At 62.8% G+C, this 23,969-nt stretch carries 17 protein-coding genes; 14 read left to right on the forward strand and 3 right to left on the reverse strand.

Annotated features, from left to right (window positions below; genetic code table 11):
* From CDV44_RS06255 to CDV44_RS06270, 4 genes are all read left to right on the forward strand, one after another.
* Nucleotides 1-2,148: a pilus assembly protein TadG-related protein gene (locus CDV44_RS06255; protein WP_087687102.1), complete on the forward strand. Its 2,148-nt coding sequence runs from the start codon at nucleotides 1-3 to the stop codon at nucleotides 2,146-2,148.
* Between the two features lie 95 nt (nucleotides 2,149-2,243).
* Nucleotides 2,244-3,641, forward strand: a complete 1,398-nt coding sequence (locus CDV44_RS06260) for a sigma 54-interacting transcriptional regulator (RefSeq protein ID WP_058378246.1) — start codon at nucleotides 2,244-2,246, stop codon at nucleotides 3,639-3,641.
* Between the two features lie 537 nt (nucleotides 3,642-4,178).
* Complete coding sequence (locus CDV44_RS06265) at nucleotides 4,179-4,910, forward strand: DUF2968 domain-containing protein (protein ID WP_087687103.1); 732 nt, start codon at nucleotides 4,179-4,181, stop codon at nucleotides 4,908-4,910.
* Nucleotides 4,911-5,318: 408 nt separating this feature from the next.
* Nucleotides 5,319-7,172 (forward strand): potassium transporter Kup, encoded by a 1,854-nt coding sequence (locus CDV44_RS06270; protein ID WP_058378248.1) that lies wholly within the window; start codon nucleotides 5,319-5,321, stop codon nucleotides 7,170-7,172.
* A 78-nt stretch (nucleotides 7,173-7,250) separates the two neighbouring features.
* On the opposite strand, the gene CDV44_RS06275 is transcribed toward CDV44_RS06270, so the two are convergent.
* A complete protein-coding gene (locus tag CDV44_RS06275; RefSeq protein WP_087687104.1) occupies nucleotides 7,251-9,602 on the reverse strand; it encodes a Tex family protein in 2,352 nt (783 codons plus the stop codon).
* Between the two features lie 171 nt (nucleotides 9,603-9,773).
* Here CDV44_RS06275 and CDV44_RS06280 point away from each other — a divergent pair, with 171 nt between their 5' ends.
* The 3 genes from CDV44_RS06280 (at nucleotide 9,774) to CDV44_RS06290 (ending at nucleotide 13,251) form a co-directional block, all read left to right on the forward strand.
* A complete protein-coding gene (locus tag CDV44_RS06280; protein WP_140413462.1) occupies nucleotides 9,774-10,607 on the forward strand; it encodes a hypothetical protein in 834 nt (277 codons plus the stop codon).
* A 74-nt stretch (nucleotides 10,608-10,681) separates the two neighbouring features.
* Complete coding sequence (locus CDV44_RS06285; protein WP_058378251.1) at nucleotides 10,682-10,885, forward strand: YdcH family protein; 204 nt, start codon at nucleotides 10,682-10,684, stop codon at nucleotides 10,883-10,885.
* 134 nt (nucleotides 10,886-11,019) lie between these two features.
* The gene (locus CDV44_RS06290) at nucleotides 11,020-13,251 is read left to right on the forward strand and encodes an ATP-dependent DNA helicase (protein WP_087687278.1); all 2,232 of its coding nucleotides are present in this window, start codon (nucleotides 11,020-11,022) and stop codon (nucleotides 13,249-13,251) included.
* A 66-nt stretch (nucleotides 13,252-13,317) separates the two neighbouring features.
* On the opposite strand, the gene CDV44_RS06295 is transcribed toward CDV44_RS06290, so the two are convergent.
* Both CDV44_RS06295 and CDV44_RS06300 read right to left on the reverse strand, forming a co-directional pair.
* On the reverse strand, nucleotides 13,318-14,046 hold the full coding sequence (locus CDV44_RS06295) for a glutamine amidotransferase (protein ID WP_249277412.1): 729 nt from the start codon (nucleotides 14,044-14,046) through the stop codon (nucleotides 13,318-13,320).
* Nucleotides 14,047-14,203: 157 nt separating this feature from the next.
* A complete protein-coding gene (locus CDV44_RS06300) occupies nucleotides 14,204-15,028 on the reverse strand; it encodes an outer membrane protein assembly factor BamD (protein ID WP_087687106.1) in 825 nt (274 codons plus the stop codon).
* Nucleotides 15,029-15,049: 21 nt separating this feature from the next.
* Here CDV44_RS06300 and CDV44_RS06305 point away from each other — a divergent pair, with 21 nt between their 5' ends.
* The 7 genes from CDV44_RS06305 to rimO all read left to right on the forward strand — a co-directional run bounded on the left by CDV44_RS06305 (nucleotide 15,050) and on the right by rimO (nucleotide 23,960).
* Nucleotides 15,050-16,210 (forward strand): RluA family pseudouridine synthase, encoded by a 1,161-nt coding sequence (locus CDV44_RS06305; protein WP_087687107.1) that lies wholly within the window; start codon nucleotides 15,050-15,052, stop codon nucleotides 16,208-16,210.
* The gene (gene pgeF / locus CDV44_RS06310; protein ID WP_087687108.1) at nucleotides 16,191-17,036 is read left to right on the forward strand and encodes a peptidoglycan editing factor PgeF; all 846 of its coding nucleotides are present in this window, start codon (nucleotides 16,191-16,193) and stop codon (nucleotides 17,034-17,036) included. The genes CDV44_RS06305 and pgeF overlap by 20 nt, the downstream gene beginning before the upstream one ends.
* Before the next feature lie 498 nt (nucleotides 17,037-17,534).
* Complete coding sequence (phaC, locus tag CDV44_RS06320) at nucleotides 17,535-19,385, forward strand: class I poly(R)-hydroxyalkanoic acid synthase (protein WP_371328729.1); 1,851 nt, start codon at nucleotides 17,535-17,537, stop codon at nucleotides 19,383-19,385.
* A 62-nt stretch (nucleotides 19,386-19,447) separates the two neighbouring features.
* A complete protein-coding gene (locus CDV44_RS06325; RefSeq protein WP_087687110.1) occupies nucleotides 19,448-20,629 on the forward strand; it encodes an acetyl-CoA C-acetyltransferase in 1,182 nt (393 codons plus the stop codon).
* Between the two features lie 189 nt (nucleotides 20,630-20,818).
* On the forward strand, nucleotides 20,819-21,559 hold the full coding sequence (locus CDV44_RS06330) for a 3-ketoacyl-ACP reductase (RefSeq protein ID WP_058378256.1): 741 nt from the start codon (nucleotides 20,819-20,821) through the stop codon (nucleotides 21,557-21,559).
* Nucleotides 21,560-21,722: 163 nt separating this feature from the next.
* Nucleotides 21,723-22,337 (forward strand): polyhydroxyalkanoate synthesis repressor PhaR, encoded by a 615-nt coding sequence (gene phaR / locus CDV44_RS06335; RefSeq protein ID WP_087687111.1) that lies wholly within the window; start codon nucleotides 21,723-21,725, stop codon nucleotides 22,335-22,337.
* 255 nt (nucleotides 22,338-22,592) lie between these two features.
* The gene (gene rimO, locus CDV44_RS06340) at nucleotides 22,593-23,960 is read left to right on the forward strand and encodes a 30S ribosomal protein S12 methylthiotransferase RimO (RefSeq protein WP_087687112.1); all 1,368 of its coding nucleotides are present in this window, start codon (nucleotides 22,593-22,595) and stop codon (nucleotides 23,958-23,960) included.
* The last annotated feature ends 9 nt before the right edge of the window (nucleotides 23,961-23,969 follow it).

The following is a 23,969-nucleotide window of genomic DNA, read 5'->3' on the forward strand; positions in this document are numbered from 1 at the left end:
ATGACACCCCGTGCGCACACGCGCAAAACGGCTCGCTCCGCAGCATCTGCCGCGCCTCGTGACGACCATGCGACATGGTTGGGCAACTTGCGCTGGGCGGGTGGGCGGCAGCGTGGCTCGGTGCCGATCGTGGCGTTTTCCTTCGTCATCGTGGTGCTGATTCTCGCGTTGGCCATCGACGCGGGCTATGCCTTCATGAAGCGGCGCGACCTGCAACGCACCGCCGACATGGCGGCGCTCGCAGGGGCGCAGACCCTGCCGGGTTGCGCCAATGCGACTTCTTACGACACGGTGGCCCGCGCGAACGTGACGGCCAATCTGGGGGCTGACGCGGCCAACACGACGGTGGCAACCGCGTGCGGTATCTGGACGAATCCGACCGCGAGCGCCACGACACCCGGCACGTTCGCACCGGTCGGTTCGGGCGGCCCGGCAAGCGGCAATGCCGTGCAGGTGACGCTGACGCTGCCGGTGGTCTCGTTCTTCCAACTGACGGGAACGCGAAACATCACGGCGACGGCGATTGCGCGCAAGGCACCGGCCGTGGTGACGTTCACTGTGGATTCGGGGCTGCTGGCGCTTAACGCGAATAACTCGGTACTTGCGCCGTTGCTTCAATCGATCGGCCTCACTCCATCGGTCTATGTGGGTGCGGCGCAGAAGCTCGTGGGGGTCAACATCACCCCGCAAGGGTTGTTGCAGGCGCTCGGCGTGCCGGTGACAGGCGATGTGTCGGTGGCTTCGCTCTCTGGCGTGGCGGCGATTCAGAACTTGACATTAGGGCAATTGTTGAGTGCAACCAACACGGCACTGGCCACGCAAAACGGTGCGTTGTCGGCGTCGGTGAGCGCACTCGGCAATCTCATCAACGTATTTGGCACTCTCCCGATACTGAATCTGCCGGTAAAGTTGCTCGGCACCGCGACGAGTCCCGGCATCATCGCCAACATCGACGCGGCCGGTGTCACGGCGGCCAACGCACTCACGGCCAACATCGGCGTGGCAGATCTGATTACGGCGGCTGTCGTCGGTGCGAACGGCAATAACGCGATTGCGATCAACGGGCTTAGTATTCTCGGTAATGCTGTGACGGCTTCGGCGAACGTGATTTCACCGCCACAGGTGGGTATTGGGGGTGTCGGGGCAACGGCGACGACGGCTCAGGTGAGGGTGTTTCTTCAAGTCAATACCGCAGCGGCATCCGGTGCATTGGGCTCGCTGGTAGGGGGCTTGCTCAGTTCGACCGGGACGGTGCTGAAGCTTCCGTTGGTCTTGACGGTCGCTCAGTCGACAGCAACCGTCACGGCCGTGCAATGCGGTGCAAGTCCATCTACCACAATTCAAGTCAATTCAGGGCTTGTCAATGTCTGCGTGGCCGACCCTGCAACTGGCGTGAATCCGCAGCTCAATCCGGCAACTTGCACGACTGTGCCGACACCCATTGCAACACTGCTTGGGTTGATTACGGTGTCAGGAAATGTGAACGTGTCGCTGGCGACAAATTCCCCGCCGCCTATCACATTTACGGGCCCCTTTCCGCAGAAGGTGGGGCCGATCGGAACGTCCGTCGATTTGACGCAGATCGTGAATGCTCTGCTTACGGGACTGTCGCTCAATGTCGCCGTCGCAGGGACGTCAACCTCAGGGACGATCGGTTCTGGACTCGTCAATAACGTACCTGCCAGCGCTGTGACCAGCACAATTTCTACGGTCAATCAGTTCCTGAATAATGCTGCGACGGGGCTGCAGAGCACTGCGAATGGACTCACAGGTGCACTCGCGGGTGTATTGACGCTCAACATTCCGCAAGTTCTGAATGGTGTGGGGACGCTCATTAGCGGGTTGGGCCAAACGCTTGGGGGACTTGTCTCCGGATTGGTGTCTGGATTGTCCGATACTTTATGCAACCTCAGTATTCTCACTTCGCCGAATCAATGCCGAATCAACGCGGTGTCGGGTTCGATCAGCACTAGCAACATCTCGCCGGTGCTCGGCAGCATTCTCTACACACTGCTCAACCCGCTCCTCACGCCGATCAGCACGTTGCTCAACACGCTGCTCAACGCACTGGGTATCACGCTCGGCATGACGACGGTGACGGTGGACAGCATTAACTGCCAGAACGGGCTGGTGCAACTGGTGTATTAGCGGAGTTCACAAGACATCACCCGATAACGCGATAACCCGACGACAAAACTTCACCATGACGGACGCCCGGGGCGTTCGGCGACCAGCGGAAAAGCATGAAAAGCAAGCCAGTACGTGAAGACCTCGACGTGTATGTGTGGGAAGGCAAGTCCGATATTGCCGACCGGGTGGCGCATTGCCTCGCCAGCTTCGACATGGAAGTGATTCGCGCCGACGGTGCCGACCTGTCGCGCGAGCGCACCAAGACGCGGGCGTCCATCGCGGTGGTGAGCGTCTCGGTGATCGAAGGGGCGGCCACCAACGCGCACGAGTGGCAACTCGGCCACGGCATGCCGGTGATCTGGGTCGCGACCGCGCCGCGCGAGAACGATCCGCGCACGTATCCGCCCGAGTACAGCAACATCCTCACGCTCGATTTTTCCGGTGCGGAGCTGCGCACGCTCATTTTCAAGCTGTCGGGTGCGATTGCCGAAGCCGACCGCGCACCGGCGCCGGCCGATCCGCTCGTGGCGCAGTCGAGTGCCATGCTCAACCTGCTGGCCGAAGTCGATGCGTTCGCCGATTGCGATTCCAACGTGATGATTCACGGCGAAACAGGTGTCGGCAAGGAGCGCATCGCCCGGTTGCTGCACGACAAACAGACTCACTACGGGCAAGGGCCGTTTGTCGCGGTGAACTGCGGGGCGATTCCTGACGGCCTGTTCGAGTCGCATTTCTTTGGACACGCCAAGGGCGCGTTCACGGGGGCGCTGTATTCGCACAAGGGCTATTTCGAGCAAGCCAACGACGGCACGTTGTTCCTCGACGAAATCGGCGACCTTCCGCTATATCAGCAGGTAAAACTGCTGCGCGTGCTGGAAGACAGTGCGGTCACGCGTCTGGGCTCGGTCCAGCCCGTGAAGCTGGATTTCCGGCTGGTGGCGGCTACCAACAAGAATCTGAAGTCGATGGTGCGCGACGAGTTGTTCCGCGCCGACCTGTTCTACCGGCTGGCGGTGATCGAGCTGCACATCCCGAGCCTTGAAGAGCGCGGGCCGATCGACAAGCTGGCGGTGTTCAGCACGTATCTCGGCAAGGTCGCGTCCGATCCGGACATCGCCGGCAAGGTGCCGCCGTGGTTGCGCGAGCTGGTCGAAGGCGGGGTGTTTCCCGGCAACGTGCGCGAAATGCGCAACATCGCCGAGCGGGTGGGCATCATCTACCGGCAGTTGGGGACGTGGGACGAACGCCGCATCCGGGCGATCTTCGAGGCGCTGGCGACCGGCGTGATCGTACGCCCCGACGACCCGGCCCGCGCTGTAGCGCTCACCGACCGGGCGCGCTGGGACGCCACCGAGCGTACCCGCATCGTCGCGGCGCTCGATGCCAACGGCTGGCGCCGTCAGGACACGGCCAACGCGCTGGGCATCAGCCGCAAGGTCTTGTGGGAAAAGATGCGCAAGTATCAGATTCTGGGTAACGACTCGGAACTGGCCAGCGAATACGAAAGCTGACGCGATGAGGGCGGGGCGATGCCGCTGAAGCGTGTCGCGAACGGGACACAAACGGGGCACAAAACGGGGCGCAAGTCATGATCACAAAAGCGCCTTGACCAGCCTTCCGCGCAATGCGTAGGCGATAGCCGTTTAAAACCCGCCAATGCAGGGATTTGTCTGACACACAACTTCGACTTAAGGGAAAACCTTCGGCGGCGGGGTTGCGTGGTGTCAACAGTTGAAATCCTACCGGGCCAATATTGCATTCCGCGCTTGGAAGAGCGGCGCGCAATGGATAGAATTGGCGGCTATTGTGAGCGTGCGGTTATTATCTGCCGGCAGCGCGGGCACCTGCCGGGACCACAGAGGTATCCGGATGGGGCAAGTCAGCGTATCGGCGAGCGAGGCAGGACGGCGACGGGACATGATGTCCGTTACACTGTCGTGGCAAAAATACGCAGGTCTCAGATCCTCGGGGCGGAGTCCGGGGGGGCGAATGAAGGCGACGCATAAGGGTCGTTAAACGATCCGGTCGATAACAGGAAAACAGATCAGATGAAAATCAGTGATTGCCGGGGGCGGTTTTGGTTGGGCGTGGGGGTGGCATGCCTGGCAGCCTGGGGGACGTCAGCGGGGGCCGCGGATGCGGTCAAGGATGTGACCGGCTCGACGACGCCAGGTCAATTCGCCGCACCGGCAGTGCCCGCGCAAGGTCTCTCGGCCCCGGCTTCGGCCTCGGGCACGATTCAGGAACTGCGCGATCGCATCCAGAATAAGGAAGTTACCGAACTTCGTACGACGTACAACGGCCGCTACGGCGCCAGCCTGTTGTTCTATCCGCAGACCATGGGGTATTACGTCGCACTGTTCCATGAAGGGCAGTTCTGGCGTGTGGTCAAGCTGAACAACGAGAAGAAGGCTGAAGCCCTGTACGGTGACTTCGTGCGTCAGACGCAGGTGTTGGCCGATGTGGAGATTCGCCGCATCAAGCTCGAAGCGCAGAAGTCGCTGATGGAGCGTCAGTTGGCCGAGAGCGAAGCCCGCCTGAACGCGGTGCAGAGCGATCTGGCGATCCAGCGTCAGCAGGAACAAGCGCTGGCACAGAACCAGCAGGCCGTGCGTGAGCAGGCTTCGGCGCTTGAAACCGAACGCACCGCAGCGCGTATTCGCCTGACGGACCTTCAGGGTCAGATCCGTTCGCTCGAAGCCGAGCAGAACAGCGCCGACTCCGATCTGGTCCGCTCGGTCAAGAGCACCGGCAACCGCAAGACGACCAAGCGTCACTAAGTCGATTGCTTGCCGTCAGCGTGTGAGAAAGCCGCCTTCGGGCGGCTTTTTTCATGGGGAATCGAGAAGGATGCCCCTTTCGCTACACGCAATTGCCGGGACTGTCGACCAGCGAATCGCGCATGTCTCGCATTTGCAACTCGAATTGCCGGGAAAAGCGCGTTGCCCCGGTGCGCCCGGGGTGCCATGCGGCCCCGGGAAAACCACGTGGCGGCGCGCTGGTCACGGGGCGCGGCTCCAATTATCCTAGGCGAACGTGTCGTGTGTGGCGTCCGGCACTCGGGGGCCGTCCCGACTAGCTAGGGACTCGGCAGCCAGTTAGAATAGCGCCCATTTTGTGCAGCGCAATAAAGCGATTACCCAAACCTTATGACGCAAACCATACGACAGGGGCATCGCCCTCAGCCCATGCCTGCGCTGATGGTCGCAGCCATTGGCGTCGTCTTCGGCGATATCGGCACCAGCCCGCTCTATGCGCTCAAGGAATGTTTCGATCCGCAACACGGCATTCCGTTTAACCAGCAAGCCGTGTTCGGCATCATCTCGCTGCTGTTCTGGGCGTTGGTCATCGTCGTTTCCCTGAAGTACGTGCTGTTCGTGATGCGCGCCGACAACCGGGGCGAGGGCGGCGTGCTCGCGCTCATGGCGCTGAGCCTTCGCAGCGTGCGCGCGGGCAGCAAGTGGGCGTCCGTGCTCATGATGCTGGGGATGTTCGGGGCCTGCATGTTCTACGGCGATGCGGTGATCACACCAGCCATTTCCGTGATGTCGGCGGTCGAGGGGCTGGAAATTGCGGCGCCATCGCTCACACGGTTCGTGCTGCCGATCACCATCGTCATCCTGATCATTCTGTTTTCGATGCAGAAGTCGGGCACGGCCAAAGTGGGCCGCCTGTTCGGTCCGGTGATGGTCGTGTGGTTCGTGATTCTCGGCGTGCTGGGCGTGTACAACATGTTCGCGGCGCCCGAGATCATCAAGGCCATCAACCCGTACTACGGCATCCATTTCATTCATACGCACGCCTTGCAGGCCTACATCGTGCTGGGCTCGGTGTTCCTGGTGCTGACCGGTGCCGAGGCGCTGTATGCCGACATGGGGCACTTCGGTATCCGTCCGATTCGCTTCGCGTGGACGGCGCTGGTGTTCCCGGCGCTGGTGCTGAACTACTTCGGTCAGGGCGCGCTGCTGCTGAGCAACCCGAAGGCGATCGAGAACCCGTTCTTCCTGATGGCACCGGACTGGGCACTGCTGCCGCTGGTGGTGGTGGCTACGGCGGCGACGGTGATTGCATCGCAGGCCGTGATCTCGGGCGCGTTCTCGCTGACCAGTCAGGCGATTCAGCTCGGCTACGTGCCGCGCATGAAGATCCTGCATACGTCTGATCGCGAAATCGGCCAGATCTATATGCCGGTGATCAACTGGTCGCTGCTGTTGGTGATCATCTGGATCGTGCTGGCGTTCAAGTCGTCGAGCAACCTCGCGGCGGCGTACGGTATTGCCGTCACGACGACGATGGTGATTACGACGATTCTGGCGTGCGTGGTCATGGTCAAGGTCTGGAACTGGAACAAGTTCCTCGTGGCGCTGATCATTACCGGCTTCCTCGTGGTCGACTTCGCGTTCTTCGGTGCGAACCTGATCAAGGTCGAAGAGGGCGGTTGGCTGCCGCTGGCGCTCGGCGCGTTCCTGTTCTTCATGCTGATGACGTGGCACAAGGGGCGCCAGTTGCTGCGTGAGCGCACGGCTGCCGACGGTATTCCGCTGGGACCGTTCCTGCAAGGGTTGCTGGCCCATCCGCCGCATCGCGTGGCGGGCACGGCGATCTATCTGACGGGCGGCAACACGCTGGTGCCGGTGAGCTTGCTGCATAACCTCAAGCACAACCGTATCCTGCACGAGCGCACCATCTTCCTGACGTTCCGCACGGTCGACGTGCCATATGTTGAAGACGACAAGCGCATGGAAGTGAAGGACCACACGGGCGGCTTGTATAGCGTGGTGTCGACCTTCGGTTTCAACGAAACGCCGGACGTGAAGGAAGTGCTGCATCTGCTCGAAGAGAAGACAGACATGCATTTCGAGCTGATGGATACGTCGTTCTTCCTGGCCCGCGAAACCGTGGTGCCGACCAAGTTGCCGGGGATGTCGATCTGGCGCGAACGCCTGTTCGCATGGATGCATCAGAACGCGGCCAAGCCGACCGACTTCTTCAGCATCCCGGCGAACCGGGTGGTCGAGTTGGGGACGAAGATCGAGATTTAATCGACGTAAGCGATCTGAGCGTCAAGAAAAAAGCCCGCGAATCCGAAGATCGCGGGCTTTTTCTTATGCCGGACTGACTTAGCGCTTGAGCTTGGCGAACGCGGCTGCCATGGCGTTCACCGTTTCCGGTTCACGCTGACGTTGGCCGCCACCCCCGCTGCGGTTGCCACCATTACCACCGCCGCGATGGCCGCCACCGCCGCCACCCGCGCCCGGACGATCGTTCTCGCCGGCCACCGGCAGGTCGTCATTCAGGCGCATCGTCAGCGAAATACGCTGGCGACGCGGGTCGACTTCCAGCACCTTCACCTTCACGATATCGCCGGCCTTCACGACTTCGTGCGGGTCTTTGATGAACTTGGTCGACATGGCCGAGACGTGCACCAGACCGTCCTGATGCACACCGATGTCGATGAACGCGCCGAATGCCGCCACGTTCGTGACCACGCCTTCGAGCTGCATGCCCGGCTTCAGGTCGGTGATCTTTTCCACGCCTTCCTGGAACGTCGCCGTCTTGAATTCAGGACGCGGATCGCGGCCCGGCTTTTCCAGTTCGGTCAGGATGTCCTTCACCGTCGGCAAACCGAAGCGCTCGTCGACGAACTCGGTCGCGGAGACGCTGCGCACCACCGAACCGTTGCCCATCACGTCGCCGATGCTCTTCTTGATCTTCGCCAGAATGCGCTCGACCACCGGGTAGGCTTCCGGGTGGACCGACGAGCGGTCCAGCGGGTTGTCGCCGCCGTTCACGCGCAGGAAGCCGGCGGCCTGTTCGAACGTCTTGTCGCCCAGACGCGGCACCTTCTTGAGGGCCTCGCGGCTGGCAAACGGACCGTTGCTGTCGCGGAAGTCCACGATGTTCTTCGCGAGCGTGCTGTTCAGCCCCGACACGCGGGCGAGCAGCGGCGCCGAGGCCGTGTTCACGTCGACACCGACGAAGTTCACGCAATCCTCGACCACGGCGTCCAGCATGCGGGCCAGTTCGCGCTGATTCACGTCGTGTTGATACTGACCGACGCCAATCGCCTTCGGCTCGATCTTCACCAACTCGGCCAGCGGATCTTGCAGACGGCGGGCAATCGACACCGCGCCACGCAGCGAAACGTCCAGTTCCGGGAATTCCTTCGCCGCGAATTCCGAAGCCGAATAGACCGAGGCGCCGGCTTCCGACACCACGATCTTCTGCAACTTCAGTTCCGGGTGACGCTTGATCAGTTCGAGGGCGAGCTTGTCGGTTTCGCGCGAGGCCGTACCGTTGCCGATGCTGACCAGTTCGGCGCCGGTCGCGGCAACCACCTTGGCCAGACGGGCGAGCGAGCCGTCCCAGTCGCGACGCGGCTCGTGCGGATAAATCGTGTCCGTGCCGAGCAGCTTGCCCGTGCGGTCCACAACGGCCACCTTCACGCCGGTACGCAGGCCCGGGTCCAGACCGATCACGCTCTTCGGGCCCGCCGGTGCGGCGAGCAGCAGCGCCTTGAGGTTGCGCGCGAACACGCGAATGGCTTCGCTTTCGGCGCTCTCGCGCATTTGCGTGAGCAATTCGGATTCCAGATGCGGCTGCACCTTCACGCGCCAGCACCAGCGGCACACGTCGCCCAGCCACTTGTCGGCGGCACGGCTCTGGTTGCGAATGCCGAAATGGCCGGCGATGACGCCTTCGCACGGATGCGGCACCTGCACGTCGAGTTCTTCGCCAAGCCCCAGCTTGACCATCAGGATGCCGAGATTACGGCCACGGAAGAGGGCGAGCGCGCGGTGCGACGGCACCGAAGCGATCGGCTCGGCGTAGTCGTAGTAGTCGCGGAATTTCTCGCCTTCCTCGTTTTCCTTGCCTTCGATCACCTTTGACGACACCACGCCCTGATTCCACAGGTAGTCGCGCAGCTTGCCGAGCAATTCGGCCGTCTCGCCGAATTGTTCGGAGAGAATGTCGCGCGCGCCGTCGAGGGCAGCCTTCACATCGGCCACGCCCTTCTCGGCGTCGACGAATTTGGCGGCTTCGGTTTGCGGGTCGAGCGTCGGGTCGGCGAGCAGCGCGTGGGCGAGCGGCTCAAGGCCGGCTTCGCGGGCGATCTGCGCGCGGGTTCGGCGCTTTTGCTTGTACGGGAGATACAGGTCTTCGAGCGTTTGTTTCGTCTCGGCGGCCACGATGGCCGTGCGCAGCTCGTCGGTGAGCTTGCCTTGTTCCTCGATGCTCGCGAGGATCGCCGCGCGACGGTCTTCGAGTTCGCGCAAGTACAGCAGGCGCTCTTCGAGCGTGCGCAGTTGCGTGTCGTCGAGGTTGTCGGTCACTTCCTTGCGGTAGCGCGCGATGAAGGGCACGGTGGCGCCTTCGTCCAGCAATTGGACGGCGGCGGCGACCTGGCGTGGCTGCACGCTGAGTTCGGCGGCGATGCGTTGAACGATCTGAAGGGCTACGTTTTGCGTCATGAGTGTTGCGAATTACCCAAGTGCCAGGAGCGGGGCATTTTGCCATAAACCGCGGGCGCGTCCGGGCAGGCAATGCTAAAATTTGGCATCACTCTGCCCAACCTCATGATTTCCTTCGCAAAATTGTTTTCGCGCCGTCGCGCTGGTACGTCATTCGCTGCATTTGGTGCGATGACGGCCGTGGCGGCCGCTGCCGTCGCAGCCATCGTTGCTTTGCCTTCCGCGTCGTTCGCGCAGGGACTTTCGGCTGTCGAAGCCGCGGGCCGCACGACCGATCAGATTCGCGTGCCCCATGTCCCCTTCGACGCCACGGCCGATCGCACGCCGTCGCCGGCCAGCAGCGCCTCGGCGGCTGCGGCCGCTGAGGACGACAAGCCGGTCGCGTACGACGACAAGCTCGATATGCATCCGGATGACGACGACTTCGCGGGGCGCCGCGCCGTGCTCGAGCGTCAGCGCGCGTGGATCGACTATCGCTTCCAGCAGGCGAAGTACGAATGCGCGTCGAAGTTCTTCGTGAACTACTGTGTCGACAAGGCGCGCGACGAACAGCGCGAAGCCCTCAAGGCCGTGCGGAGCCAGCGTCTGGTGCTGGAAGATGCCGAGCGCAAGGCGCGCGCGGCGGACCGTGATGAGCGTCTGGAAGCGAAGCGCGCACAAACGGCCGCCGAAGCACCGCAGCGCGCCGCCGAGCGGGCGCAGAACGTGTCGGACTATCAGGCCAAGCAGGCCGAATATCAGCAGCGTGTGACCGAGCGCACGGGGCAGGCGCCACAGCGCGCGGCCAATAGCGAGCAGTACAATGCCAAGCAGGCCGAGCAGCAGAAGAAGCTCGACGAAGCGAAGGCGACGGCGGATCAGAAGGCTGCCGAGCGTGCCGAAAACGTACGGAAGTACGGCGAGAAGCAGGCGGACGCCATCGAGCGCCAGAAGAAGTCCGACGAGCGTAAAAATCAGTCGCAGTCGGGGAACACGCCGGCGCAAAAGGCGCTGCCCGGACAGTAAGCGAGGCCGGGCCACCGGGCCGGCCAATGTGGCCGGTGCCGGCATCACTTGAGAGTTGCAGGAGAGTTGCCACGATGCAGCACGATCTTCACTCCATTGGACGCCGCATCATCGAGTTGCAGATCGAACACCGCGATCTCGACTTCCTGATCGACAAGTTGCTGACGGAGCCGACGTACGACGAACTGCAAGTCACGCGCCTGAAGAAGCGCCGTCTGAAAATCAAGGACACCATTACCCTGCTGCAAGTGCAGCAAACGCCGGATCTGCCGGCCTGACGCGGGCTGGACCGGCCATAGCGCCTTCTCCGCGTGACGTGAATCCAACCGTCTGCGCGACACTTTTTCATTGCCGGCGCCGCGAATCGTCAGTTCTCGATTCGCGGCGCCTTTGAGTTTTATTTGCCGTTTTGATCGATTCAACCGCCACTGCCAGCGATTCCCCCGACGACGCCACTTCCGACGACACGACGACCTTCCATGGACTCAAGCCGCTTGCTGCGCGGCGCGAGCGAGAACTGGAGGAGATTTTCGGCGACGGCGGGATGCTGGCGCGCGCCATCGACGGCTATCGCTCGCGTGAGCCGCAGACCGAGATGGCCCGCGCGGTGGCGTCTGCGATGGACACGCACGACTCGCTGATTGCCGAAGCCGGCACCGGCACCGGCAAGACGTACGCGTACCTCGTGCCTGCCATGCTCTGGGGCGGCAAGACGATCATCTCGACTGGCACCAAGCACTTGCAGGACCAGATTTTCGCGCGCGATATTCCGACAGTGCGCCGCGCCCTTGCCGTGCCGGTGAGTGTGGCCATGCTCAAGGGCCGCTCGAATTATCTGTGCCACTACTACCTTGAACGGGCGCAGCAGGAAGCGCGCTTCGCGTCGCGCCATGAAGCCGCGCAGTTGCGTGAGATCGTGACGTTCGCGCAGATCACGAAAAGCGGTGACAAGGCCGAATTGGCGTCCGTGCCTGAGAACGCACCCATCTGGGCGCAGGTGACGTCGACGCGCGACAACTGTCTGGGGCAGGAATGCCCGCGTTACAAGGATTGCTTTGTAATGCTGGCCCGTAAAGAGGCACAGCAGGCCGACCTCGTCGTGGTCAATCACCATTTGTTCTTTGCCGACGTGATGTTGCGCGACACGGGCATGGCCGAGTTGCTGCCCAGCGCGAATACCGTGATCTTCGACGAGGCGCATCAGTTGCCCGAGACAGCGACGCTGTTCTTCGGGGAAACGGTGTCCACTGGCCAGATTCTCGAGCTCGCGCGGGATTGCGTGGCCGAAGGCCTGATTCATGCGCGCGATGCGGCCGACTGGGTGAAGTTGGGGGCAAATCTCGAACGGGCGGCACGCGACGTGCGACTGACGTTCGGGCCGGACAACACGCGCATGTCGGTGGCGCAGTTGGCCGACGATCATGAATTGTTCGGTGCGCTCGATAGCGTGGACGTCGCGTTGCAGGACCTGATCGAGACACTCCAGCATCAGGCGGAACGCGCCGAAGCGCTCGGTGCTTGCCTGCGCCGTGCGATGGAGTTGCATCAACAGCTTGAGCGCTGGCAGACGGGGGCGACGCCGCCCACGCCGGGCGAAGCCCCGTTGCCGTTGCTCGATCCCGACGCGCCGCGTGTGACCGATGGCAAACGCGAGAAGGCGGCGAAAGCGGCCATCGCGCGTGAGGCAGAAGCCGCGCGCGCGGCGGCCGAAGCCGAAGCGTCAGCGGACGCGCAAAACGGCGAGGGCAGCAAGCAGAAGACCTATACGCCGCCCGAAACGGTGCGCTGGATTGAAGTGTTCTCGCAGGCGGTGCAGTTGCATCAGACGCCGCTGTCGATCGCGCCGATCTTCGCGAAGCAACGGGCAGGCGCGCCGCGCGCATGGATTTTCACGTCGGCGACGCTCTCGGTAAAGGGCAATTTCAATCACTACGCCGCGCAACTTGGGCTCGATGCGGGCAAGTCGCTGACGCTGGCGAGTCCGTTCGATTATCCGAATCAGAGTCTGCTGTATGTGCCGCGCGGCTTGCCGCAGCCGTCTGCGCCGGGCTTCACCGATGCGGTGCTGGATGCCGCGCTGCCGGTGCTGGAGGTGAGCGGCGGCCGGGCGTTCGTGCTGTGTACTACGCTGCGAGCGGTCAATCGTTCGGCGGAGCGTTTGCGTGAAGAGTTCGACCGGCGTGGCTGGCCGTATCCGCTGCTCGTGCAGGGCGAGGCGAGCCGTACCGAGTTGCTGGACCGTTTCCGGGCACTCGGAAATGCGGTGCTGATCGGCAGCCAGAGTTTCTGGGAAGGGGTGGATGTACGCGGCGAAGCGCTTTCGCTCGTCATCATCGACAAGCTGCCGTTCGCGCCGCCCGACGATCCGGTGCTTGCTGCCCGGCTCGATGCACTGACCAAGAAGGGCTTGAGCCCGTTTGCCGTGCACCAGTTGCCGCAGGCGGTCATCACGCTCAAGCAGGGGGCGGGCCGCTTGATTCGCTCCGAGCGTGATCGCGGCGTGCTGATGATCTGTGATCCGCGTTTGGTCGATAAGCCTTATGGCCGGCGCATCTGGCAAAGCTTGCCGCCGTTCAAGCGCACGCGCGAACTGCCGATCGTGCGTGGCTTCTTCGACGAGATGGCGGCGGACGCCGAGGCCTGATCGGCTTCGGCGGCTTCGACGGCTTGTGAGGCTTCAGCGCACCTCGCGTTGGCAATGCCTCAGGCTTCAGGTTTCCAGCGAGTCGAGCCAGCGTCCCACGACGGCCGGCGCTGCCTCGGCGAGGCGCGCCTGGTTGGCGCGCGCGTCGGCACGCAGCGTCACCGGGTTCACGCCGGCACCTCCCAATTCGCACGCATGCCCCACGAGCCACGACTCGATGCTCGCAGCATCGGCTTCCAGATGGAATTGCAGACCCAGCGCGTGCTTGCCTAGCGAGAACGCCTGATTCTCGCCGATGTGGGTTCGCGCCAGATGTGTGGCGCCGGGCGGAATGTCGAACTGGTCGCCGTGCCAGTGCAGCACCGGCACGTCGTCCAAAGCGGCCAGCGGCGAGGCTTCACCGGCCGATGTCAGTTCGACGGGCGCGTAGCCGATCTCCTTCACACCCAACGGCGCCACCTGTGCACCGAGTGCGCGCGCCATCAACTGCGCGCCCAGACAAATTCCGAGCATGGGGGCCTTGGCATCGAGCCGCGCTTTCACCAGCGCCAGTTCATCGGTAACGAAGGGATAAACGGCCTCGTCGAATGCACCGATCGGACCGCCGAGCACGACCATCAGATGGGGCGACAGCGCATCGACCGTGCGTAAATCGGCAATGGGGACATCCACATACTCGATCGCGTAACCACGTTGCTGGAAGTACGGCGCGAGCGTACCGAGATCTTCGAAATGTACGTGGCGCAGGGCGAGCAGGGTTTTGGCGGGCAGGGCGGCAGAAGGGGGGGAACTCACGCGACAAACTCCTCAGGCAATATCCGGTGAAAGCCACAATGTAAGCGGAAAACAAAAAGCCCTCGCAAGCGAGGGCTTTTCGATGATGCTGGAACATTCGACCCGATGCTGGTTCAGCGCCGAATCAATGCTGCATTAGTGCGGCATTGGTGCGACATTAACGCCAGAGTTGCCACCACGACTTCTTGCCGGTGCCATCGTCGATGCGATGACCGACCGTCAGGTAGCCGCTGTTCGGATACGTCTTTTCCATCACACGGCGGGTGTCGTCACGCAGTTCGGTCATGCCGAGTTTGTCGTACGACTTGATCATGATGCCCAGTGCATCTTCGAGCGCCGGTGCCTTGTCGAAGTCTTGCAGGGCGCTCTGTGCGCGATTCACGGCAGCCAGATATGCACCACGACGATAGTAGTACTCGGCGGCGTGCACTTCGTGCGCGGCCATCGCGTTGACGGCGTAGCGCATGCGCAGGGCGGCGTCGTTCGCGTACTTGCTGGACGGATAGTGCTCGACCAGATACTTGAAGCTGTCGTACGCCGCGCGGAGTGCCTTCGGGTCGCGCTCGCTCAGATCCTGACCCGAGAAGCGGCCGAGCAGACCCAGATCGTCATTGAAGTTGATCAGGCCCTTGAGGTAATAGGCGTAATCGATCGACGGGCTATCCGGATGCAGACGGATGAAGCGGTCGATGGCGGTAAGCGCCTGAGCCTGCTCGTTGTCTTTGTAATAAGCGTAGGCGGTGTTGATCTGCGCTTGTTGGGCATGCGGGCCGAACGGGTCGCGCCCTTCGAGCAACTCATAATACTTGGCGGCTTTGGAGTAGTCGCCACCGTCGAAGGCGTCCTTGGCTTCCGAGTATAATTTGTTCGTCGACCAGCTGGCCGTTTCGTCGACTTTCTCCGGCAGAATGCCGCAGGCGGCCACGCCGCCGACCAGAATAACGGCCAGCGTAAGATGTTTGACAAGTTTCAGGGCTTGCATGCTCGTTGGCTTCACTTCTCGATGACCCGTTCAATAGTGCCGGATTATAGCGTAACCGCCTCATTTGCCACGGAAAATGCGGAGGACTCGTCTGACGACGACCTCGATTCGCTTCCCGTGGCTTTCCCAGGTGCCCTCGGTGGCACCCCCAATTCCGACAGCGATTCTACCTCTGCCACGGTGGCAGGGGCTAACGATGCCGCACCGCTCGTCGCCACACTCCCCGATGCACTCGCTGGCGAACGCCTCGACAAGGCACTCGCACAATGTTTTCCCGAGTATTCCCGTAGCCGGTTACAGGCGTGGGTCGAAGACGGCCGCGTGATGCTCGACGGCGTGACGGCGAAAGTTCGCCAGAAAGTTGCGGGTGGTGAGGCGGTCACGATCACACCAGCAGCGTTGCCCGAGCAACAGGCGTATACACCGGAACCGGTGCCGCTCGATGTCGTTCACGAAGACGCCGCGCTCGCCGTGTTCAACAAACCGGCAGGGCTCGTGGTGCATCCGGCGGCCGGCAACTGGTCGGGCACCTTGCTGAACGGCCTGCTTCACCGGTACGGGCAGGCGGCAGCCGATCTGCCGCGCGCGGGTATCGTGCATCGTCTGGATAAGGACACGTCCGGCCTGATGGTCGTGGCCCGCACCCTGATTGCGCAGACCGATCTGGTGCGGCAGTTGCAGGCGCGCACCGTCAAGCGTCACTACGCGGCGCTGGTGTGGGGGCGCCCCCCGTTGCGTACCGTCGTCGACGCGCCGATCGGACGCGATCCGCGTGAGCGCACCCGTATGGCGGTGGTGCACGGGAATGGCGGCAAGCCGGCCCGCACCCGGGTGGTCACCGTGGCGAGCGCGGAATGGGAGAGCTCGCCGGTCTCGCTGGTGTTGTGCTCACTCGACACCGGACGTACCCACCAGATTCGCGTGCATCTCGCGCACCTCGGACATTCGCTGCTTGGTGATCCACTATATAAGCCACGCCATCGACGTCCGGCATTGCCGGGCGATTTCTCACGGCAGGCACTGCATGCGTGGCGTCTGGGACTGATTCATCCGGTCGACGGCAGCGCGATGCACTGGCAGGCACCGTTGCCTGACGATATGCGTGAACTCATGGCCGCGCTGGGCCTCGAATTCGACTTCTCAACCCTCCCCGATTCGCTCGATGACTTCTTCCCTGCATAACATCGACCATGCGCGAGAACGTGAGCAGAACGCCTTTCCCGATGATTGGATCGTGCCTGACTGGCCAGCGCCGTCGAACGTGCGTGCCGTGTTTACGACGCGTGCGGGCGGGGTAAGCGAAGGGCCGCAGGCCACTTTCAATCTCGGATTCAAGGCAGATGACGATCCCGCTGCGGTCACCACGAATCGCGCGTTGCTGGCATCGCGCACCGGCGTGCCGTCGGCGTGGGTGGCGCAAGTGCACGGCCCGCGTGTGGTCGATGCACAAGACGCACTCGACGCCGTTCGCGCTGGCGATCCGTTGCAGGCTGATGCAAGTGCCACGAATGCGATCGGTCTGGCGAGCACGGTGATGGTGGCCGATTGCATGCCCGTCTTGCTGTGCGATGCGCAGGGGCAGGCCGTGGCGGCGGCGCATGCCGGTTGGCGCGGGCTTTGTGCCGGTGTGATCGAGCAGACGGTGCAAGCATTGCGTGCGCGTTTGCCGCAAACGGGCGCAAGCGCCGAAGTTCTCGCGTGGCTCGGGCCGTGTATCGGGCCACAGACATTCGAGGTTGGCCCGGAGGTGCGTGAAGCGTTTCTTGACGCCGCAACGCCTGCCGAACGCGATGCGACGCTCGCGGCTTTTGTCGCACATGGCGACCCTGCCGTGGGCAAGTCGCTGGCCGATCTCTATGCGCTGGCGCGCCTGCGGTTGGCGCGCGAGGGCGTGACAAGCGTGTCAGGCGGGCAGTGGTGTACGGTCAGCGATTCGGCGCGGTTCTACTCGTATCGCCGCGATCGGACGACTGGCCGGATGGCGGCGCTGGTGTGGCGGGTGGCGTAATCCATCGTGTATTTGATGACGCGGGTGTGACGGCGCCGCTGACTGTGGGATCTGTGTCACGGTCGATGACGGGCGTCACGCCGGCATTGGCCTCGCCCGCCGCTGCGTCATCGGGTCGCAGTTCGGATTGCCGTTCAACGTGTAGCCGTCTGGCTCGCCGCATGCGGCCACCGGCGATATAAAGCAAGAGCAGTACGGGCGCGACCCCGCCGCCAATGAAGATGAACAGGCCGAGCCAGACCGACGGGGCGGTGATGGCGACCATCGCCAGAACATAGAGCCAGCCGAGAGCGACAATCAGCATCGGGACAAACGCGCATTCAAAAATTGGCGGGGCGGCAGGACAATTCCCACCGGACGTACGCCGCAAGCATTGACACGCCTGCGCTCGCACGCAAGAATGCATTTCAGGCGGGGCGCAACGCTCGCGAGGCGTAGCACGCCGCCGCGTTTCGGGCACTGGCCCGTGAACGCAACGGACGTGACGCTCAGGCTATCATGAATCGCCCCAGTGCCAACTTCGATCCGGCCTCGTTTGCCGCGTCGTTTGCTCAGCAGTTTCCCTCCGCTTCGCTCTCCGCTCAGGACATGTCGCAGTGGTTCAGTGCCGCCCAACAACTGTTCGGCGCATTGCCGGGCGCTGCGGGCCCGACCACCGCGAGCGCCCACGGTGCAGCGAATCCCGCGAATCCCTTCAGCCATCTCTTCGAAATGTTCGGCAGCGCCGGCAAGTTGCCGCAGCCGTCCGCCCTGCACGTCGACCCTGCGCGTCTGAATGCGCTTCAGACGGAATATGGGCGTGAATTTTCCGAACTCGTCGCGAGTTTCAACCAGCCCGGGCTCGATAACGCACCGCCGCTCGGCGATCGGCGCTTTGCCGGCGACGGCTGGCGTAACCCGTTCTACGCATTGCCCGCAGCGCTCTACCTGCTCAACGGCCGTTTTCTGATGCGCATGGCCGAGTTGGTCGACGCAGACGCGAAGACGCGCGAGCGAATTCGCTTTGCCGTCGAGCAGTGGGTGGCGGCGAGCTCGCCGGCCAACTTCATCGCGACCAACCCCGACGCGCAGCAACGTCTCGTGCAGACGCACGGTGACAGCCTGCTCGCCGGGATGCAGCACCTGCTCGTCGATATGGGCAAGGGCAAGGTATCGCAGACCGACGAGGCCGCGTTCGAAGTGGGGCGCAACGTTGCCACCACGGAAGGGGCGGTCGTGTTCGAGAACGACCTCATCCAGCTTATCCAGTACAAGCCGCTCACGCCGACCGTGCATCAACGGCCGCTGCTGGTGGTGCCGCCTTGCATCAACAAGTACTACATCCTCGATCTGCAACCCGAGAACTCGCTCGTGCGCTACGCCGTGGAGCAGGGTCACACGGTGTTCGTCGTGTCGTGGCGCAACCCCGACGCATCGCTCGCGCACAAGACGTGGGATGACTACGTCGGCGAAGGCCCGATCGCGGCCATCGACGTCGTGCGTGAGATCACCGGACAGCCCCAGATCAACGCGCTGGGCTTCTGCGTCGGCGGTACGTTGCTGGCCGCCGCGCTTGCCGTGTTCGCCGCCAAGGGCCAAAACGGCCGCAAGTCGCCGGTGGCGAGTGTGACGTTGCTGACCACGCTATTGGATTTTTCCGATACTGGCGTGCTCGACGTGTTCGTCGACGAGCCGCATGTGCAGTATCGCGAGAAGACGATCGGTGGCGCGCTCGGCCAGCCGCCGGGTCTGATGCGCGGGGTGGAGCTGGCCAACACGTTCTCGTTCCTGCGCCCGAACGATCTGGTCTGGAACTACGTGGTCGACAGCTATCTGAAGGGCAACGCGCCGCAGCCGTTCGATCTGCTTTACTGGAATGGCGACGGCACGAATTTGCCGGGCCCGATGTTCTGCTGGTATCTGCGCCATCTTTATTTGCAGAACGAACTGAAGCAGCCCGGTGTGGTGCAGACCTGCGGCGTGCCAGTTGATCTGGGAACGATCGATGCCCCGGCCTATGTGTTCGGATCCCGGGAAGATCACATCGTGCCGTGGACCTCGGCGTTCCGCTCGTTGCCGTTGCTGGGTGGCGAGCGCCGCTTCGTGCTTGGCGCGTCGGGACACATCGCCGGGGTGGTCAATCCGCCGGTCAAGAAGAAGCGCAGTTATTGGCGCAATGACGACGTGGGCGTCGAGTCCGGCGACTGGCTCGCGGGTGCCACGGAGCACCCGGGAAGTTGGTGGACGGACTGGAGCGACTGGCTCGCCGGCTACGCCGGAAAACGCGTCAAAGCGCCAAAGTCGTATGGTAATGTTGCTTATGCCCCCATCGAGCCGGCACCCGGCCGCTACGTCAAGGCGAAAGCCTGAGCGGGAGCGGCATTGCGGGAAAGCCCTTTGGTTCGACTTATTTTGAAAACGAGGAAAGAGACATGACGGATATCGTGATTGTGTCGGCTGCGCGCACCGCAGTCGGTAAGTTTGGCGGTTCGCTCGCCAAGGTGGCCGCGCCGGATCTGGGCGCCATCGTGATCGACGAGGTCCTCAAGCGCGCCAAGCTCAAGGGCGAAGATGTGAGCGAAGTCATTCTGGGTCAGGTGCTCACGGCCGGTTCGGGGCAGAACGTCGCGCGTCAGGCGGCCATCAAGGCAGGTCTGCCGACGATGGTGCCGGCCATGACGATCAACAAGGTGTGCGGCTCGGGCCTGAAGGCTGTGATGCTGGCAGCCAACGCCATCGCTGCGGGCGATGCCGACATCGTGGTTGCCGGCGGTCAGGAAAACATGAGCGCAGCGCCGCACGTGCTGCCGGGTTCGCGCGACGGTTTCCGCATGGGCGATGCGAAGCTGATCGACACCATGATCGTCGACGGTCTGTGGGACGTGTACAACCAGTACCACATGGGGATCACGGCCGAGAACGTTGCGAAGGAATACGGCATCACGCGCGAAATGCAGGATGCCTTTGCCGCTGCCTCGCAAAACAAGGCGGAAGCCGCACAGAAGGCCGGCCGTTTCGACGCCGAAATCGTGCCGGTCTCGATTCCGCAACGCAAGGGCGATCCTCTCCTGTTCAACACCGATGAATTCGTGCGCCATGGCGTGACGGCCGAATCGCTGGCTGGTCTCAAGCCCGCCTTCTCGAAAGACGGCACGGTCACGGCCGCCAACGCATCGGGCCTGAACGACGGCGCCGCCGCGGTGGTGGTGATGTCGGCCAAGCGCGCCGAGCAACTCGGTCTCAAGCCGCTCGCTCGCATCGTCGCGTATGCCAACGCCGGTGTCGATCCGTCGGTGATGGGTATCGGTCCGGTGCCGGCATCGCAGCGCTGTCTGGCGCGTGCGGGCTGGGACGTAAAAGACCTTGACCTGATGGAAATCAATGAAGCGTTTGCTGCGCAGGCGCTGGCGGTGAACAAGCAGATGGGCTGGGATACGTCCAAGATCAACGTGAACGGTGGCGCGATTGCCATCGGTCACCCGATCGGCGCGTCGGGCTGCCGTATTCTCGTCACGCTGTTGCATGAAATGGCGCGTCGCGACGCACGTCGCGGTCTGGCCTCGCTGTGTATCGGCGGCGGCATGGGCGTTGCGCTGGCAGTAGAACGTGTTTGAGCGCACTCGTTGCGTGCAGTAACCCACAACGAATCAAACCGGTGACGCCCGTGCGTGCAACGCGCGCGGGCTTGTTGCCGGAGGCAGTCAGGAGACGGAAGGTTCGCGTGGGAACGCGTGGCCTGCGCGTCGGTCAATTGGCAGTCGCAACAGGCGGCAGATTTGCCGTTATTTAGGGGGAAGCGTTCCATGACTCAACGCATTGCATACGTGACAGGCGGGATGGGCGGTATCGGTACGTCCATTTGCCAGCGACTGTACAAAGACGGCTTCAAGGTCGTGGCGGGCTGCGGCCCGAATTCGCCGCGCCGCGTGAAGTGGCTGGAGGATCAAAAGGCGCTGGGTTTCGATTTCGTCGCTTCCGAAGGTAACGTCGGTGATTGGGATTCGACCAAGGCTGCTTTCGACAAGGTGAAGGCGGAAGTGGGCGAGATCGAGGTGCTGGTGAACAACGCCGGTATCACGCGCGACGTCGTGTTCCGCAAGATGACGCACGAGGACTGGGATGCGGTGATCGCGACCAACCTCACGAGCTTGTTCAACGTCACCAAGCAGGTGATCGAGGGCATGTGCGAGCGTGGCTGGGGCCGCATCATCAACATCTCGTCGGTCAACGGTCAGAAGGGGCAGTTCGGTCAGACGAACTACTCGACGGCCAAGGCCGGTATCCACGGCTTCACGATGGCGCTGGCGCAGGAAGTCGCCACCAAGGGTGTGACCGTCAACACCGTGTCGCCGGGTTATATCGGCACGGACATGGTGCGCTCGATCCGTCAGGACGTGCTCGACAAGATCGTAGCGACGATTCCGGTCAAGCGTCTGGGCGAGCCGGCCGAAATCGGTTCGATCGTGGCGTGGCTCGCATCGGAAGAATCGGGCTTTTCGACGGGAGCGGACTTCTCGCTCAACGGCGGCTTGCACATGGGCTGAGCGGTGGCAGGGCGGAAGCGCGGGTGCGGGCCAACGGTATGCACCTTTTCCGCCGCGGGTTAGGGCTTTGCCGCATAGCAGCAAACGCCCTAAAATCGATAATATGTGACTAACCCCGACCGTCGGTCGGGGAAGTCCTTCATAAAAGCAGGAAACCCACCGCATGACCGCGAGCAAGAAGACTGACGAGCGCCTGATCAAAAAGTATCCGAACCGGCGTTTGTACGATACGCAGACCAGTACGTACATCACCCTTGCCGATGTGAAGCAGTTGGTGCTCGAGACCGAGGAGTTCAAGGTTGTCGACGCCAAGACGGGCGAGGACCTGACCCGCAGCATTTTGCTGCAAATCATTCTGGAAGAAGAGACCGGCGGCGTGCCGATGTTCTCGAGCGCCATGCTGTCCCAGATCATCCGCTTCTACGGCCATGCGCTGCAAGGGATGATGGGCACGTACCTCGAGAAGAACATCCAGACTTTCATCGAGATTCAGAACAAGCTGTCCGATCAGTCGAAGGGCATCTACGAAGGCGCGGCCTTCAACCCGGACGTCTGGGCGCAGTTCATGAACATGCAGGCGCCGATGATGCAGGGCATGATGACCAACTACATCGAGCAGTCGAAGAACCTGTTCGTGCAGATGCAGGAGCAGATGCAGAGTCAGGCCAAAAACATGTTCAGCACCTTCCCGTTCCCGGGGGGACCGGGCGGACCGGGAATGCCGGGCATGCCGGGTACACCGGGTACGCCGGGCAAAGATCCCAACAAGAAACCCTGAGGCACGGCGTCGGGCGCGAGTGCTTCGCGCCGGCATGACGTTGCGGTGTGGCTCGGGGCGCACACCGCAACGATAGTTGGAACGCACAACGGGCGAACAAGGTAAAATGCGCGGTTCTTCGCTGCGGGTTGTGCCCGTGGCGCGAGTATCGGCAGGCGAGCAGGGCGTTGACGGCGGTGAAATGGCCTCGTCAGGGCACCCAGAGGCTCGCTGTCCGGTCGTTACACCGTATTTACTAGATCAGGATTTCGCCCCATGTCCCGCCCATTGCCCGCCGGCACTCCCAAAGTCGGCTTCGTTTCGCTCGGCTGCCCCAAGGCTCTGGTTGACTCCGAGCAAATCCTGACCCAACTCCGCGCTGAAGGCTATGCGATTTCCGGCACCTACGATGGTGCCGATCTCGTGGTGGTCAACACCTGCGGCTTCATCGATGCCGCCGTTCAGGAAAGTCTGGATGCCATCGGCGAAGCGCTGGCCGAGAACGGCAAAGTCATCGTGACCGGCTGTCTGGGCGCCAAGAAGGACGCCGCCGGGCAAGACATCGTCACCACCGTCCACCCGAAGGTGCTCGCCGTGACCGGTCCGCATGCGCTGGGCGAAGTCATGACGGCGGTGCACACGCACCTGCCCAAGCCGCACGATCCGTTCAGCGATCTCGTGCCGGCCGCCGGCATCAAGCTCACGCCGCGCCACTACGCGTATCTGAAGATTTCCGAAGGCTGCAATCACCGCTGCACGTTCTGCATCATCCCGTCGATGCGCGGCGATCTCGACTCGCGCCCGGTGGCCGAAGTCATGCTCGAAGCCGAGAACCTGTTCAAGGCCGGCGTGAAAGAGCTGCTCGTGATTTCGCAGGACACCAGCGCGTACGGCGTCGATGTGAAATATCGCACCGGTTTCTGGAACGGCCGTCCGCTGCGCACGCGCATGACCGAACTGGTCACGGCGCTGGGTGAATTGGCCAAGCAGTACGGCGCGTGGGTGCGTCTGCACTACGTGTATCCGTATCCGCACGTGGACGAAATCATCCCGCTGATGGCCGAAGGCCACATCCTGCCGTATCTCGACGTGCCGTTGCAGCACGCGCACCCCGACGTGCTCAAGCGTATGAAGCGTCCGGCGTCGGGTGAGAAGAATCTGGAGCGCATTCAGGCGTGGCGCAAGGCATGCCCGGACCTGACGATCCGCAGCACGTTCATCGCCGGTTTCCCGGGCGAGACCGAAGCCGAATTCGAATACCTGCTGGACTTCCTGAAAGAAGCCGAGCTCGACCGCGTGGGTTGCTTCGCGTACTCGCCGGTCGAAGGCGCCAAGGCCAACGAACTGCCGGGCGCACTGCCCGACGAAGTCCGTGAAGAGCGCCGCGCGCGCTTCATGGAAGTGGCGGAAGAAATCTCGGCCGAGCGCCAGCAGCGCAAGGTTGGCAAGACGATTCAGGTGATCGTCGACGAAATCAATCAGGACGGCGGCGTTGCCCGCTCGGCCGCTGACGCGCCGGAAATCGACGGTCTGGTGTACATCGAACCGACCGCCAAGGCGGCCAAGCGCCTGAAGGTTGGCGAGTTCGTCAACGTGACGGTGACCGGCGCCGACGGCCACGACCTGTGGGGCGAAGTGGTCTGAAGCAGAAGT

It is taken from the genome of Pandoraea sp. PE-S2R-1 (assembly GCF_002179865.1).
Taxonomy (GTDB): domain Bacteria; phylum Pseudomonadota; class Gammaproteobacteria; order Burkholderiales; family Burkholderiaceae; genus Pandoraea.

Coding starts and splice junctions, on each gene's coding strand:
- CDV44_RS06325 (WP_087687110.1), top strand. CDS start 19,448: ATGACGGATATCGTGATTGTGTCGGCTGCGCGCACCGCAGTCGGTAAG.
- pgeF (WP_087687108.1), top strand. CDS start 16,191: ATGACTTCTTCCCTGCATAACATCGACCATGCGCGAGAACGTGAGCAG.
- rimO (WP_087687112.1), top strand. CDS start 22,593: ATGTCCCGCCCATTGCCCGCCGGCACTCCCAAAGTCGGCTTCGTTTCG.
- CDV44_RS06255 (WP_087687102.1), top strand. CDS start 1: ATGACACCCCGTGCGCACACGCGCAAAACGGCTCGCTCCGCAGCATCT.
- CDV44_RS06270 (WP_058378248.1), top strand. CDS start 5,319: ATGCCTGCGCTGATGGTCGCAGCCATTGGCGTCGTCTTCGGCGATATC.
- CDV44_RS06280 (WP_140413462.1), top strand. CDS start 9,774: ATGACGGCCGTGGCGGCCGCTGCCGTCGCAGCCATCGTTGCTTTGCCT.
- CDV44_RS06300 (WP_087687106.1), bottom strand. CDS start 15,028: ATGCAAGCCCTGAAACTTGTCAAACATCTTACGCTGGCCGTTATTCTG.
- CDV44_RS06305 (WP_087687107.1), top strand. CDS start 15,050: ATGACCCGTTCAATAGTGCCGGATTATAGCGTAACCGCCTCATTTGCC.
- phaC (WP_371328729.1), top strand. CDS start 17,535: ATGAATCGCCCCAGTGCCAACTTCGATCCGGCCTCGTTTGCCGCGTCG.
- CDV44_RS06265 (WP_087687103.1), top strand. CDS start 4,179: ATGAAAATCAGTGATTGCCGGGGGCGGTTTTGGTTGGGCGTGGGGGTG.
- CDV44_RS06285 (WP_058378251.1), top strand. CDS start 10,682: ATGCAGCACGATCTTCACTCCATTGGACGCCGCATCATCGAGTTGCAG.
- phaR (WP_087687111.1), top strand. CDS start 21,723: ATGACCGCGAGCAAGAAGACTGACGAGCGCCTGATCAAAAAGTATCCG.
- CDV44_RS06260 (WP_058378246.1), top strand. CDS start 2,244: ATGAAAAGCAAGCCAGTACGTGAAGACCTCGACGTGTATGTGTGGGAA.
- CDV44_RS06330 (WP_058378256.1), top strand. CDS start 20,819: ATGACTCAACGCATTGCATACGTGACAGGCGGGATGGGCGGTATCGGT.
- CDV44_RS06275 (WP_087687104.1), bottom strand. CDS start 9,602: ATGACGCAAAACGTAGCCCTTCAGATCGTTCAACGCATCGCCGCCGAA.